Origin of the sequence: Stenotrophomonas sp. 24(2023) (genome assembly GCF_030913365.1) — a bacterium.
In the GTDB taxonomy this organism is placed as follows: domain Bacteria; phylum Pseudomonadota; class Gammaproteobacteria; order Xanthomonadales; family Xanthomonadaceae; genus Stenotrophomonas.
Map to the genome: position 1 here is coordinate 2,032,368 of NZ_CP133160.1, position 13,530 is coordinate 2,045,897.

Annotated in this window: 14 protein-coding genes; 11 read left to right on the forward strand and 3 right to left on the reverse strand. The window is 68.8% G+C overall.

Translation table 11 applies throughout. From position 1 onward, the window contains the following. Positions 1-11: 11 nt before the first annotated feature. Entirely contained in the window at positions 12-623 is a 612-nt protein-coding gene (locus Q9R17_RS08910) for a YbhB/YbcL family Raf kinase inhibitor-like protein (protein WP_308158053.1), read from the forward strand. A gap of 121 nt (positions 624-744) precedes the next feature. Here the strand turns inward: Q9R17_RS08910 and Q9R17_RS08915 are convergent, their stop codons facing one another. Next, positions 745-1,557: an META and DUF4377 domain-containing protein gene (locus Q9R17_RS08915; protein WP_308158054.1), complete on the reverse strand. Its 813-nt coding sequence runs from the start codon at positions 1,555-1,557 to the stop codon at positions 745-747. A 72-nt stretch (positions 1,558-1,629) separates the two neighbouring features. Further along, positions 1,630-2,424 (reverse strand): undecaprenyl-diphosphate phosphatase, encoded by a 795-nt coding sequence (locus Q9R17_RS08920; protein WP_308158055.1) that lies wholly within the window; start codon positions 2,422-2,424, stop codon positions 1,630-1,632. A gap of 223 nt (positions 2,425-2,647) precedes the next feature. Here Q9R17_RS08920 and glnA point away from each other — a divergent pair, with 223 nt between their 5' ends. The 10 genes from glnA (at position 2,648) to Q9R17_RS08970 (ending at position 12,508) form a co-directional block, all read left to right on the forward strand. Next, positions 2,648-4,057, forward strand: a complete 1,410-nt coding sequence (gene glnA, locus Q9R17_RS08925; RefSeq protein ID WP_308158056.1) for a type I glutamate--ammonia ligase — start codon at positions 2,648-2,650, stop codon at positions 4,055-4,057. A 320-nt stretch (positions 4,058-4,377) separates the two neighbouring features. Then, the gene (locus Q9R17_RS08930; protein ID WP_308158057.1) at positions 4,378-4,716 is read left to right on the forward strand and encodes a P-II family nitrogen regulator; all 339 of its coding nucleotides are present in this window, start codon (positions 4,378-4,380) and stop codon (positions 4,714-4,716) included. 21 nt (positions 4,717-4,737) lie between these two features. Continuing rightward, on the forward strand, positions 4,738-6,168 hold the full coding sequence (gene amt, locus Q9R17_RS08935) for an ammonium transporter (protein ID WP_308158058.1): 1,431 nt from the start codon (positions 4,738-4,740) through the stop codon (positions 6,166-6,168). A gap of 98 nt (positions 6,169-6,266) precedes the next feature. After that, a complete protein-coding gene (locus Q9R17_RS08940; protein ID WP_308158059.1) occupies positions 6,267-7,013 on the forward strand; it encodes an N-acetylmuramoyl-L-alanine amidase in 747 nt (248 codons plus the stop codon). 70 nt (positions 7,014-7,083) lie between these two features. Continuing rightward, on the forward strand, positions 7,084-8,250 hold the full coding sequence (locus Q9R17_RS08945; RefSeq protein WP_308158060.1) for an MltA domain-containing protein: 1,167 nt from the start codon (positions 7,084-7,086) through the stop codon (positions 8,248-8,250). An 84-nt stretch (positions 8,251-8,334) separates the two neighbouring features. Continuing rightward, positions 8,335-8,613 carry a hypothetical protein gene (locus Q9R17_RS08950; protein WP_308158061.1) on the forward strand — a complete coding sequence of 93 codons (279 nt, stop codon included), beginning with the start codon at positions 8,335-8,337 and terminating at the stop codon, positions 8,611-8,613. 62 nt (positions 8,614-8,675) lie between these two features. After that, positions 8,676-9,737: an ATP-binding protein gene (locus tag Q9R17_RS08955; protein WP_308158062.1), complete on the forward strand. Its 1,062-nt coding sequence runs from the start codon at positions 8,676-8,678 to the stop codon at positions 9,735-9,737. Further along, complete coding sequence (gene ntrC, locus Q9R17_RS08960; protein WP_308158063.1) at positions 9,730-11,184, forward strand: nitrogen regulation protein NR(I); 1,455 nt, start codon at positions 9,730-9,732, stop codon at positions 11,182-11,184. Before Q9R17_RS08955 ends, ntrC begins: the two co-directional genes overlap by 8 nt. A 96-nt stretch (positions 11,185-11,280) precedes the next feature. Next, positions 11,281-11,847: a superoxide dismutase family protein gene (locus tag Q9R17_RS08965; RefSeq protein ID WP_308158064.1), complete on the forward strand. Its 567-nt coding sequence runs from the start codon at positions 11,281-11,283 to the stop codon at positions 11,845-11,847. A 31-nt stretch (positions 11,848-11,878) separates the two neighbouring features. After that, on the forward strand, positions 11,879-12,508 hold the full coding sequence (locus Q9R17_RS08970) for a superoxide dismutase family protein (RefSeq protein ID WP_308158065.1): 630 nt from the start codon (positions 11,879-11,881) through the stop codon (positions 12,506-12,508). A 131-nt stretch (positions 12,509-12,639) separates the two neighbouring features. On the opposite strand, the gene Q9R17_RS08975 is transcribed toward Q9R17_RS08970, so the two are convergent. Beyond that, a complete protein-coding gene (locus Q9R17_RS08975; protein ID WP_308158066.1) occupies positions 12,640-13,527 on the reverse strand; it encodes a hypothetical protein in 888 nt (295 codons plus the stop codon). Positions 13,528-13,530 lie beyond the last annotated feature (3 nt).

Sequence of the window (13,530 nt, forward strand, 5' to 3'; positions counted from 1 at the left end):
GGAAACCCCCCATGCACCTGATCAGCCACAGCCTGGCCAACCGCAGCCCGATCGACCGCACGTTCGCTGCGGGCGACGCGCAGGGGTTCGCGCCCAACCACAACCCGCACCTGGCCTGGAGCGAGGTGCCGGCAGGCACGCGTTCCTTTGTCCTGGTCTGCGTGGACCCGGACGTGCCGACCGTGCCGGAGACCGTCGGGCGCAACGACATGACCATCCCGTCCGACCAGCCGCGCTGCGACTTCGTGCACTGGGTCATGGCCGATATCCCGGCCGACATCCGCGAACTGGCCGCAGGCAGCTGCAGCGACGGCTTCGTGGTGAAGGGCAAGACCGCCCCGGCCGGTCCGGCCGGCAGCCGCCAGGGCCTGAATGATTTCACCGGCTGGTTTGCCGGCAACCCGGACATGGCCGGTGACTACCTGGGCTATGACGGCCCGTACCCGCCGTTCAACGACGCGCGCGTGCACCGCTATTTCTTCCGCGTGTTCGCGCTGGATGTGGCCACGCTGGCGCTGCCGACACCGTTCACCGCTGCCGATGCGCACCGTGCCATGCAGGGCCACGTGCTGGGAGAAGCCGCGCTGTACGGCACCTACACGCTGAACCCGGCGCTGGCCTGATGCGCCTGCCGCCCCGGTGCACGTGATGCGTGCGCCGGGGGAGGATGCGGGGGGCGAAGAGGCGGCAGTCCGTCACCGCACCCACAAAAAAGGGCGGCCCTGCGGCCGCCCTTTTCCGTTCCTACTTCTTCTCGTTGGCTGATTCGACCACCATGTCCAGCACATACGCCTGCGACGGTGCGTCGGCCGGCGGGTTGGCGATCTTGAAGCGCTTCACGCGCAGCACGTTGCGCACGCCCTCCTCGTGGGCATAGCCCTCGATGGAACCGTAGAAGTTCTCGAACGCGCCCGGGGTGCCCTGCTTCAGGCCCTTGTCGTCGAACTTCACTTCGCGCACCTGCAGGCACTGGTAGTCCGGAATCAGCGGGTGCGAGCACTTGGCGGTCTTCGCGCCGATTTCCAGGAACACCGTCTCGCCCGGGCCACCGTAGCGGGTTTCAGCGGTCGGCTCGGGCGCGAACACCAGCACGTCGCCCTTGGCGGTGGTCAGCGCCAGCGTGCCATCGGCGTTCAGTGCTGCCTTCAGCGTGCCTTCCAGGCGGCTGCCCACGGCCTGGTCCAGCGCCATCAGCGCTTTGTCGGTGCAGGCCATCAGGGTCGAGGCCATGGCGCTGACCGTCAGCGTGCCACCGGCCAGGGTGTAGCCACCGCCCAGGTGGTTGCAGGTGTTGCTCACCGACAGCCGGCCCTCGTTGAAGTCCAGCGTGACCGGTGCATCGGCGCGCACGAACAGGGCATCGATGCGCTTGCCGTCGGCACCGGTGGCGCCCTGCAGGCGCCAGTGCTGGCCCTGCAGCCACTTCGCATCCAGCGCGGGCGGGGTGGCTTCGGTGCCGGTGGTGGCCGGATTGATCGCGGCCGTGGTGTTGGCCGGGGGCTGGCTGCAGGCGGCCAGCAGGGCCAGCGGCAGGATCAGGGCAAGGGTGCGGTTCATGAAAATCTCCTTGAGGAACCAGGGGAAGAACGCGGCAACGGCCACGACGGGGTCAGGCGTGGCCTGCCGTGTTCAGCTGCCGGCAGGCAACCAGAGCAGCAGTGCAGCGCCCAGGGCGATGCGGTAGACCGCAAACGCGGTGAACCGGTGCGACTTGATGTAGCCCATCAGCCACTTCACTACGACGAAGCCGGTGATGGCCGCGGCAACGAAGGCCACGCCGACATCGGTCCAGTTCTCGCTGGCCAGGTTTCCTTCCCTGGCCAGTTCCAGGAAGGTGTAGGCACTGGCGGCGAACATGGTGGGAATCCCCAGCAGGAACACGAACTCGGCAGCGGCGGCGCGGCGGCTCAGGCCCAGCAGCATGGCCAGGAAGATGGCCGAGGCCGAGCGCGAGGTACCGGGGAACACGCCGGCCACCACCTGCGCCAGGCCCACGCCGATCGCGACGGTCCAGGTCACCTGGTCACGATCGGGCAGGCGTGCGGTGTAGGCCTCCACCAGCAGCATCCACACGCCGCCGATGATCAGCGCCCAAGCCACCGGGCCCACGGTTTCCGGCAGTGACCAGCCGGCCTTGCGCACCACCAGGCCGACCACCGCCGTGACCAGGAAGGCCGCGCCCAGCTTGAACACGTACTCGCGGTTCTCGCGCTGGCCGAAGCCGGTGGCCAGCTGCAGCAGGCGCTGGCGGAACACCAGGACCACCGCCAGGATCGCACCGGCCTGGATGACGATGTTGAAGAAGTCCGAACGCGCGCCCAGCCAGTGCTGGGCGATCAGCAGGTGGCCCGTGCTGGAGATCGGCAGGAATTCGGTCAGGCCTTCGAGGATGCCCAGCAGCAGGGCGGAGAGCAGGTCGGACATGGGCGGAAGCAGGCTCAGTCAGGGAAAAAGGGGAGCCGCAGAGGATAGAGCATCCACCCTGCACCAAAGCAGTGCGGTCCTGCACCGGCGCACCACACTGGTGCGGGCCGGCACGCACCCGCGCGGTGCCCATCCAGAAGAATCAATGACTTGTGAAGATCAAAATGTTGGCACGGTCTTTGCTCCATCACGGCAGGCATTCATCCCACCGAGGTTGCACCCGATGTCCGTTGAAAACGTTGAGAAGCTGATCAAGGACAACCAGATCGAATTCGTCGATCTGCGTTTTGTCGACATGCGTGGCGTCGAGCAGCACGTCACCTTCCCGGTCAGCATCGTCGAGCCGTCGCTGTTCGAAGAAGGCAAGATGTTCGACGGCAGCTCCATTGCCGGCTGGAAGGGCATCAACGAGTCGGACATGGTCCTGCTGCCGGACCCGGCCAGCGCCTACGTGGACCCGTTCTATGCCGATCCGACCATCGTGATCAGCTGCGACATCCTCGATCCGGCCACCATGCAGCCGTACGGCCGCTGCCCGCGCGGCATCGCCAAGCGCGCCGAAGCCTACCTGAAGGCCTCGGGCATCGCCGAAACCGCGTTCTTCGGCCCGGAGCCGGAGTTCTTCATCTTCGATTCGGTCCGCTTCGCCAATGACATGGGCCACACCTTCTTCCAGGTCGGCTCGGAAGAAGCCGCGTGGAACAGCGGCGCCAAGTACGACGGCACCAACAGCGGCTACCGCCCCGGCGTGAAGGGCGGCTACTTCCCGGTTCCGCCGACCGATTCGCTGCACGACCTGCGTGCCGAGATGTGCAAGACGCTGGAACAGGTCGGCATCGAAGTGGAAGTGCAGCACCACGAAGTGGCCACGGCCGGCCAGTGCGAGATCGGCACCAAGTTCAGCACCCTGGTGCAGAAGGCCGATGAACTGCTGCGCATGAAGTACATCATCAAGAACGTGGCCCACCGCAACGGCAAGACCGTCACCTTCATGCCCAAGCCGATCGTCGGCGACAACGGCAGCGGCATGCACGTGCACCAGTCGCTGTCCAAGGGCGGCACCAACCTGTTCTCCGGCGATGGCTACGGCGGCCTGAGCCAGCTGGCGCTGTGGTACATCGGCGGCATCTTCAAGCACGCCAAGGCCATCAACGCCTTCGCCAACTCGGGCACCAACAGCTACAAGCGCCTGGTGCCGGGCTTTGAAGCCCCGGTGATGCTGGCCTACTCGGCCCGCAACCGTTCGGCCTCGTGCCGCATTCCGTGGGTGTCCAACCCGAAGGCCCGCCGCATCGAAATGCGCTTCCCCGATCCGATCCAGTCCGGCTACCTGACCTTCACCGCGCTGATGATGGCCGGCCTGGACGGCATCAAGAACCAGATCGACCCGGGCGCGCCGAGCGACAAGGACCTGTACGACCTGCCGCCGGAAGAAGAAAAGCTGATTCCGCAGGTCTGTTCCTCGCTGGACCAGGCCCTGGAAGCACTGGACAAGGACCGCGAGTTCCTCAAGGCCGGCGGCGTGATGAGCGATGACTTCATCGATGGCTACATCGCGCTGAAGATGCAGGAAGTGACCAAGTTCCGCGCGGCCACCCACCCGCTGGAATACCAGCTGTACTACGCGAACTGACCGGCGTGGCGATGGCGGTGGGTTTCCCCTCCCACCTGCCGCCATCGCTTCCGGTTCTGCGGCTGGGGAGCCGCAAAGCAGGCCCCTGCGGCCTGCCATGGTGGAGCGGGCGATGAGTCCGCCGAACCAGGGGTAAGAGAGAACGGACACGCGACACGGGCCGCCCTCCCTCCCGCGTCGGCCGTGCAAGGAGAGAGGCACGGCCGTCCCGGCCCCGTCCATGTCCGGTGCAACAGCCACGGCCATCCCGCGATGGCCCGTGGTTGCCTGACGCCATGGCGCGCATGCGCCCTGGCTCCTTCCACCATCGGGATATGCGCATGAAACTGATCTCCGCCATCATCCGGCCGTTCAAGCTCGACGAGGTCCGCGAGGCCCTTTCCGACGCAGGCGTGTCGGGCATCACCGTGACCGAAGTGAAAGGCTTCGGCCGCCAGAAGGGCCACACCGAGCTGTACCGCGGTGCAGAGTACGTGGTCGATTTCCTGCCCAAGATCAAGATCGAAACCGTGGTCACCGACGAACGCGCCGATGCCGTGGTCGAAGCGATCCAGTCCGCGGCCGGCACCGGCAAGATCGGCGACGGCAAGATCTTCGTCACCGCTGTCGAGCAGGTCATCCGCATCCGCACCGGCGAAATCGGCGCTGACGCGCTGTAACCCCCTTCCGGAGATCCCACCATGAAGCTGCGCTTTTTCACCGGGTGGCAAGCCCGGTTCCATCTCGTGTGCCTGATGATGCTGCTCAGCCTGCTGGCCGTGGGTGCCTGGCCGGGCCAGGCCAACGCACAGGCGGCACAGACCACGCCGCTGCCCACCGAACCGGTGGCCGTTGAACCGCTGCAGCCAGCGGCCGCCGCGCCGGCTGCCGACGCCGCTGCAGCAGCCCCCGCCTTCGACCACGGCGACGTGGCCTGGATGCTCACCTCCACCCTGCTGGTGCTGCTGATGGTGGTGCCGGGCCTGGCCCTGTTCTACGGCGGCCTGGTGCGTTCGAAGAACGTGCTGTCCGTGCTCAGCCAGATCCTGGTCGTGTTCTCGCTGGTGCTGCTGCTGTGGGTGGCCTATGGCTACAGCGCGGTGTTCAGCAGCGGCAACGCGTTCTTCGGCTCGTTCACCGAATTCGCCTTCCTCAAGGGCTTCACCCCCGAATCGGTCGGCAACACGCCCATCAAGGGCCTGCCGGACTACCTGTTCGTGGCCTTCCAGAGCACCTTTGCCGGCATCACCACCGCACTGATCGTCGGCGCCTTCGCCGAACGCATCAAGTTCAAGGCCGTGCTGCTGTTCTCGGCGCTGTGGTTCACCCTGAGCTACATCCCGATGGCGCACATCGTCTGGGGCGGCGGCTATCTGGGTGAGATGGGCGCGATCGATTTCGCCGGTGGCACCGTGGTGCACATCAATGCCGGCGTGGCCGGCCTGGTCGGCGCCTGGTTCCTGGGCAAGCGCATCGGCTACGGCCAGACCGCGCTGAAGCCGCACAATGTGCCCTACACCTATATCGGCGCGATGCTGCTGTGGGTGGGCTGGTTCGGCTTCAATGCCGGTTCGGCCGCCGCCGCCGATACCGTGGCCTCGCTGGCCTTCATCAACACCATCCTGGCCACCGCCGCGGCGGTCGTCGGCTGGACGCTGGTGGAAGCGGTGACCAAGGGCAAGCCGTCGGCACTGGGCGCGGCGTCCGGCGCCGTGGCCGGCCTGGTCGGCATCACCCCGGCCTGCGGCACGGTCGGCCCGCTGGGCGCGATCGTCATCGGCGTGGTGACCGGCGCGATCTGCGTGTGGGGTGTCACCGGCCTCAAGCGCCTGCTGAAGGTCGATGACACCGCCGACGTGTTCGGCGTGCACGGCGTCGGTGGCATCGTCGGTGCCATCCTCACCGGCGTGTTCAGCGCGCAGTCGCTGGGCGGTACCAAGGCGGGCCTGGATATCGGCCACCAGGTGTGGGTGCAGGTGGTCAGCGTCGGCTTCACCATCGCCTGGTGCGCCGTAGTGACCACACTGATCCTGCTGGTGGTGCGTACCGTGGTCGGCCTGCGCGTGACCGAAGAGGCCGAACGCACCGGCCTGGATGTCACCTCGCACGGTGAATCGGCCTACGAGGCCTGATGTACGGGCGGGCGGCCCGGAACGGCCGCCCGCTTGCCCCCTCCGCGCAGGGCGTGGCACGGCATGCACGATCCCCTGTGATCGCGCACAATCGGGGCATGCACCCGATCCGCACCGCCCTGATGCTCTCGGCCTGCCTGTTGCTGGCCGCCTGTGCTTCCTCGCCGAAGGTGGAGCGCAACCCGCTGGCGACATGGGTGCCATCGCCCAACTACAACGCCCGCAAGCCGGTCGTCATCGTGCTGCACCACACCGAACAGGCCTCGGTGCAGCAGAGCCTGAAGACACTGCGCACCGCCAACAGCGGTGGCCGGGTCAGCGCGCACTACCTGATCGGTGCGGATGGCCACCGCTACCAGCTGGTGGCCGATGAGCACCGCGCCTGGCATGCCGGGGCAGGGCGCTGGGGCACCATTACCGACCTCAACTCGGCCTCCATCGGCATCGAGCTGGACAACAACGGGCGCAGCCCGTTCACCGGTGCGCAGATCGACGCGCTGATCGTGCTGCTGCGTGATCTGACCACCCGCCTGGGCATTCCGCCGCGGCAGGTGATCGGCCATGGCGACCTGGCACCGGGCCGCAAGGTCGACCCCAGCCGGTTCTTCCCGTGGCAGCAGCTTGCCCAGGCCGGCTTCGGCCTGTGGCCGCGCGTGCAGGATGGTGCTGCACCGGACGGCTTTGATGCGTGGGCGGCGCTGGCGCGGTTCGGTTATCCCCTCGACAACCGCCCCGCAGCGGCGGCGGCGTTCCACCGGCATTTCCGCGGCCGCGATGACCTGCCGGCACAGCTGGACGCCGAAGATGCCCGCATCCTGTATTCGCTGCTGTTGCAGCTGCCGTGATCCGGCGGCGCCATGAACGCGTCGCGTCGCCCGGCTTGCCGGCCAGCGGCCCGCACTCCACCATGGCGGCATGACTGATTCCGCTTCGTTGTTCACCCGCAGGCACGGCCTGTTGCTGGCCATCGCCGTCCTCGCCGGCTGCAGCACCACCGCGCCGCGCCCTGACGCACCGGCCCGGCCGGGCACGGCCAAGCCCTACACCAAGGTGGAATGGAGCGCGCTGCCGGCGGTGTCCGATGCCGATCTGCGTGCCGGTTTCCTGGCCTGGCGCAGCGCCTGCCCCCGCCTGAAAACCGATGCGGTCTGGGCGCAGCCGTGCGCCACGGCCAGCACCGTCGCCGATGGCAACCCGGCGCAGATCCGCCAGTTCCTGCAGCGCGACCTGGATGTGTACGCCCTGCGTGCGGCCGACAATCGCGCCGATGGCCTGATCACCGGGTACTACGAGCCGGTCTACAGCGGCAGCCTGACCCGCACCGGCACGGCGACCGTGCCGGTCTACGGCACGCCCGATGACCTGATCGTGGTGCAGCTGGACAGCCTCTACCCCGAACTGAAGGGCAAGCGCCTGCGTGGGCGCCTGGAGGGCAAGGTGCTCAAGCCCTATGACGATGCCGGCACGATTGCCAGCAAGGGGGCAAAGGCCCCGGTGCTGGCCTGGCTGACCGACCCGATGGACCTGCAGCTGCTGCAGATCCAGGGCTCCGGGCGCGTGCGCCTGGCCGATGGCACGCAGGTGCGCCTGGCCTACGCCGAGCAGAACGGCCACCCCTACCGTGCCATCGGCCGCTGGCTGGTGGACCAGGGCGAGCTGAAGAAGGAAGACGTCAGCATGGCAAGCATCCGCGCCTGGGCCCAGGCCCATCCGGCACGCGTGCCGGAACTGCTGCGCAGCAATCCCAGCTACGTGTTCTTCGTGCGCAACCCGGACAGCCCGGAAGGCCCGCGTGGTTCGTTGAACGTGCCGTTGACCGCCGGCTACAGCGTGGCGGTGGACCGCACCGTGGTGCCGCTGGGCAGCCTGGTGTGGCTGTCCACCACGCGCCCGGACGGCAGCGCGCTGGTGCGCCCGGTCGCCGCACAGGACACCGGTGGTGCGATTGCCGGCCAGGTGCGCGCCGATCTGTACTGGGGCACCGGCGATGCCGCCGGCGACCTGGCCGGGCACATGAAGCAGGCGGGCCGGATGTGGCTGCTGTGGCCCAAGGGCGCGGCACTGCCGGCACCGGCCAACTGAACCGGCCACCTTCGCACTGCGGAGCCGGGCGATAATGGCGCTTTCCTGAACTTTCCGGCCGCGCAGGCGGCCAGGGCCTCCGCAATGAAGAACGCAAAGAAGTATTACAAGCACTGGGCCGAATCGGGCCTGGGCAAGGGCAACGTCCTGCTGGAAGCCCGCGGTGACACGATCGTGCGCCAGGTGGAGATCTACGGCATGACCGCCGTCTGGGCCGACGCGCACGGCCACAGCGATGACCGCTTCCCGCTGGCCGAGCAGCCGGTGTCATTCCTGGATCTGGACGAAGACGACGAAATCACCGCGCGCGAATTCGACGCGGCCTGGAAGAAGGCGCGGCTGGCCACCGGCTACCCTGTCTGACGGCCGGCTGCCGCCGCCGGCCCGATCCATCATCCGTCCCGCTTTTGCACTACATTGGTGCAATGTCCGACCCCGTTCCCCCGCCGTCCCTCGACACCCTTGGCACGCCGCTGGCCTGGGCCGGGGCTGACGGTCGCATTGCCGGCTGCAACCCGGCCTTTGCGCGCTGGATGGGGGTCAGTGGCCGCCGCCTGCTGGGCCAGCCGCTGGCGGCGCTGGAAGTGCAGGGTGAGGCGCTGGCCCATTTCCTGGCCCGCGATGAACGCGACAGCCTGCGCCTGCACCGGCTGGCGCTGGCGCTGCCGGGCGATGCACCGCGCTTCGCCGAAGGCTGGATGAGCCGCCGCGATGACGGCGGCTGGCTGCTCGAAGCGCACCCGGTCGATGAATTCCCGGGCCTGGACCCGACCCAGGCCCTGCCCAGTGCGCTCAGTGCGGCGCTGAAGGGGTTGGCGCACGAGCTGCGCAACCCGCTGGCCGGCCTGAAGGGCGCCGCGCAGCTGCTGGCCCGCCGTGCGGCGCAGCGCGATGCCGCCGAGCGCGAACTGATCGAGCTGATCGGCTCGGAGATCGAGCGCCTCAACGGCCTGCTCGAGCAGCTGCTGTCGCCGGCACCGGCCGCGCCGCATGCGCCGCTGAACATCCACGCGGCGCTGGAACGCGTGCTGCGGCTGGCCGAGAGCGAGGCCGGCTGGGCGGTGCGCCTGCAGCGCGATTACGACCCGAGCATTCCCGAATTCCATGGCGATGCCGATCGCCTCACCCAGGCGGTGTGGAACCTGGTGCGCAATGCCATCCAGGCCGGTGCCGGCACCATCACCCTGCGCACCCGGGTGGAGCATGGCGTGCGCATCGCCGAGCAGCTGCACACGCTGGCGCTGCGGCTGGAAATCGCCGACGACGGCCGCGGCGTGCCCGAAGAACTGGCCGAACACCTGTTCCTGCCGCTGGTCAGCGGCCGTGCCGAAGGCACCGGCCTGGGCCTGGCACTGGCCCAGCAGGTCGCACGCGAGCACCGTGGCACGCTGACCTACCGCTCGCGCCCGGGGCATACCGTGTTCACGTTGCTGCTGCCGATCGGCGGCCCCGCCGCTGCCCTCCAGGAGGTCCTGCGCGATGCCTGATTCCCTTTCCAGCGCGTCCAGCGCGCAGCGCATCTGGGTGGTCGATGATGATCGCGCCGTGCGTTTCGTGCTCAGTACCGCGCTGCGCGAAGCCGGCTACCAGGTGCAGGATTTCGACAGCGCCGCGCCGGCCCTGGCGGCGCTGCAGGAACAGCCGGCCCCGGCGCTGCTGTTCACCGATGTGCGCATGCCCGGCGATGATGGGCTGGTGCTGCTGGACAAGCTCAAGGCCGCGCATCCGCAGCTGCCGGTGGTGGTGATGTCCGCCTATACCGATGTGGCCAGTACTGCCGGTGCGTTCCGGGGCGGTGCGCATGAATTCCTGTCCAAGCCGTTCGATCTGGACGATGCCGTGGCGCTGGCCCGGCGCGTGCTGCCCGAAGTGGCACCGGCCCTGGCGGCCACCCCGGTGCCGGCCGAGGCCGGCCGTGACCAGCCCCCGCAGCTGGTGGGCGATACCCCGGCCATGCGCGCGCTGTTCCGCGCCATCGGGCGCCTGGCGCAGGCGCCGCTGGCGGTGCTGGTGACCGGCGAGACCGGTACGGGCAAGGAACTGGTCGCCAACGCGCTGCACCGCGAATCGCCACGCGCCAAGGGCCCGTTCGTGGCCCTCAACACCGCCGCCATTCCGGCCGAACTGCTGGAAAGCGAGCTGTTCGGTCACGAGGCCGGTGCCTTCACCGGTGCGCAGCGCCGCCATGTCGGCCGCTTCGAGCAGGCCGATGGTGGAACCCTGTTCCTGGATGAGATCGGCGACATGCCGCTGCCGCTGCAGACGCGCCTGCTGCGCGTGCTGGCCGAGGGCGAATTCTTCCGCGTGGGCGGGCGTGAGCTGATCCGTGTGGACGTGCGGGTGGTCGCGGCGACCCACCAGGACCTGGAAGGATTGGTGGCGCAGGGGAAATTCCGTGCGGACCTGCTGCACCGGCTGGACGTGGTCCGCCTGCAGCTGCCACCGCTGCGCCAGCGCCGCGAGGACATCGCCCAGCTGGCCAGCACGTTCCTGGCCGCCGCCTCGCGCCGGCTGGACACGCCGCCCAAGCGGCTCACCGCCGCCGCGCTGCAGGCCCTGCGCGAGCATGACTGGCCGGGCAACGTCCGTGAACTGGAAAACGTATGCTGGCGCATGGCCGCGCTGGCCGCCGCCGACACCATCGGCGTGGCCGATGTGGAAACCGCGCTGCACCGCGACCGTGGTGGGCGCGGCAGCGTTTCCGCCGACCCGGGCCAGTGGGAGACCCTGTTGGCGGCCTGGGCGAAGCAGCGCCTGGCCGAAGGCGCCGAAGGGTTGCACGCCCAGGTGCGTGAACGCGTGGACCATGCGCTGCTGGACGCCGCGCTGCAGCTGACCCATGGCCGCCGCGCCGAAGCGGCCGCGCGGCTGGGACTGGGCCGCAACACGCTCACCCGCAAGCTTGGCGCCGGCCGCCGCCGTACCCCGCACTGAACGTGCCGTGCACGCGGTGCATGCATGGCATTGCCAACCTGTTGATCCGCCCTGGACGATGCCGTCCGTAGTGTTCCCTGCAAGGAGAGAATCCCGATGCGCCTGACCCACCTGCTGCTGCCGCTGTCCGCCGCCGTGCTGCTGGCGGCCTGTGGCAGCACGCCGCCCACCCGCCCCAGCGCTCCGGCCGTGCCGGTGGTCAGTACCGCCAAGCAGGCCGAAGCCAACCTGTCACCGGCGTCGGCCAGCATCGTCAGCGGTCGCTTGGCCCTGGTGGTTGAACCGGGCGGTGTGCATGTCACCGGGTTGATCGGTGGCCTGCAGCCGCTGCAGGTGGCCGGCTTCCACGTGCACGAGCGTGGCGACTGCAGCGCGGTGGATGCCAGCAGCGCCGGCAATCATTTCAATCCTGCCGGGCAGGCCCATGGCCGTGCCGGTGCCGGCGCGCACCACCTGGGGGACATGGACAACCTGCGGGCCGATGCACAGGGGCGCGCCAACGTCGATGTCCATCTCAAGGGCGTTACGCTGGGCGGCGGTGCCGCCACCGATATCGCCGGCCGTTCCCTGGTCGTGCATGCCAATGCTGATGACTATCGCAGCCAACCCGCCGGCAATGCCGGCGTCCGCATCGCCTGCGGCCTGATCCGCGTCACGCGCTGAAGGCCAGGGCATCCAACCGAAGGAGTGTTCCATGCGTCTGATCCACACCTCCCTGTTCGCGGCCATTGCCGCCATCGGCCTGTCTGCGTGCAGCCAGCCCTCGGCGCCGGCACAGACCGAGGCCCCGGCGGCGGCCCCGGCCGAGAGCAACGCCCCGGCCGCAGAGACTGCGCCGGCCGCGGCGCCGGCCACCGCCACCGCCACCGCCACCGCCACCGCCGAACTCGCACCGACCCAGGGCAGCGACGCCAAGGGCACCGTTACCTTCAGCGTGGTCGACGGCAAGGTGCACGTGACCGGCCAGGTCAGCGGCCTCAAGCCGGGCAGCGAGCACGGCTTCCACATCCACGAGAAGGGTGACTGCAGTGCACCGGATGGCATGAGCGCCGGTGGCCACTTCAATCCGGGCCACCAGGATCACGGCAGTGTCACCGCCGATCCGCACCACGGTGGCGACATGCCCAACATCAAGGCCGACGACAAGGGCGTGGCCACCATCGATGGCCCGGTATCGAGCAACGTCAACATCGGCAAGGGCGATGATTTCGACATCATCGGCCGTGGCCTGATCGTGCACGCCGACCCGGACGACTACACCAGCCAGCCGACCGGCAACGCCGGCGCACGCCTGGCCTGCGCGGTGATCCAGAAGGCCCCGTAAGGACGACCTTCTGGAAACGGAAAACGCCGGCAGACGCCGGCGTTTTTCTGCATCGAATCCGCCGGGCCATGCCCGCTGGATTCGTAGGGGCAGGTAGCGCCAGGCCATGCCTGGCGGCATGCCTGCGCCGCTCAGCGCGCCAGCAGCGCGCGCGCGTCCTGCCCGGCCTCGCAGTGCACGAACAGCACCGGCACGCCGTGCGCTTCGAGCACCGCTGCCATCTGCCGCTGCCGCATCAGGTACTGCTCGTAGATGCCCTGCAGACGGCCGCAATCGTTCTTGCTGTGGCTGTAGTACGCGCACCAGCCGGCCGGGTCGAACAGCGCCATGCGGGCTTCGCCATGGGTATAGCGCAGCAGCGGTTCGGGCGCGGTGTCGAGCCATTCGTCGTCACCGGGGGCCATGATCGCCGTTTCGATCAGCGGCCACAGCGCCGCCAGCCCCTGGTTGTCGTACTGCATCGACATCATTGCGGCCAGGTCATTGACCGTGAAATAGCGCGCATGCTCAACGCGGGCACCGAAAGCGTTCTGCGCCAGCAGTGCGGTATCGGCGTGGGCCATGCCCTGGGCCAGCAGCACTTCTTCCAGCGCGTTGGCCACCTCGCTGGTGACCGCCACCTCGGTGCCGGTCAGCAGGAACGGCACCACGCGCAGGCCACCACCGGCCAGCGTTGCATCGGCCTGGAAGGGCAGCGGCACCTCGCCCTCGGCATTGGCACCGAAGGCCAGCACGCGCGGGCCCTGGTTGCGGCCCGGCGCGCGCATCTGCAGTTCTTCCAGCCGGCGATGGATCGGCCAGCCAGGGCGCAGCACCTCGGCCGGGTCGAAATGGGCGGCGGCGAACACCAGGTCCAGCGCACTCACCTGCGGCACCAGCTTGGCCAGATCGCGGCCGACACGCTCGGCCAGTTCACCGGCCTGTTCGGCACCCAGCACGGCCTGGCGCGGGATTTCACCGCCGGCCAGTTCCAGGGCCAGCACGCCAAGGGCATTCATCGCGGGGTCGGGTTTGGTCATGGT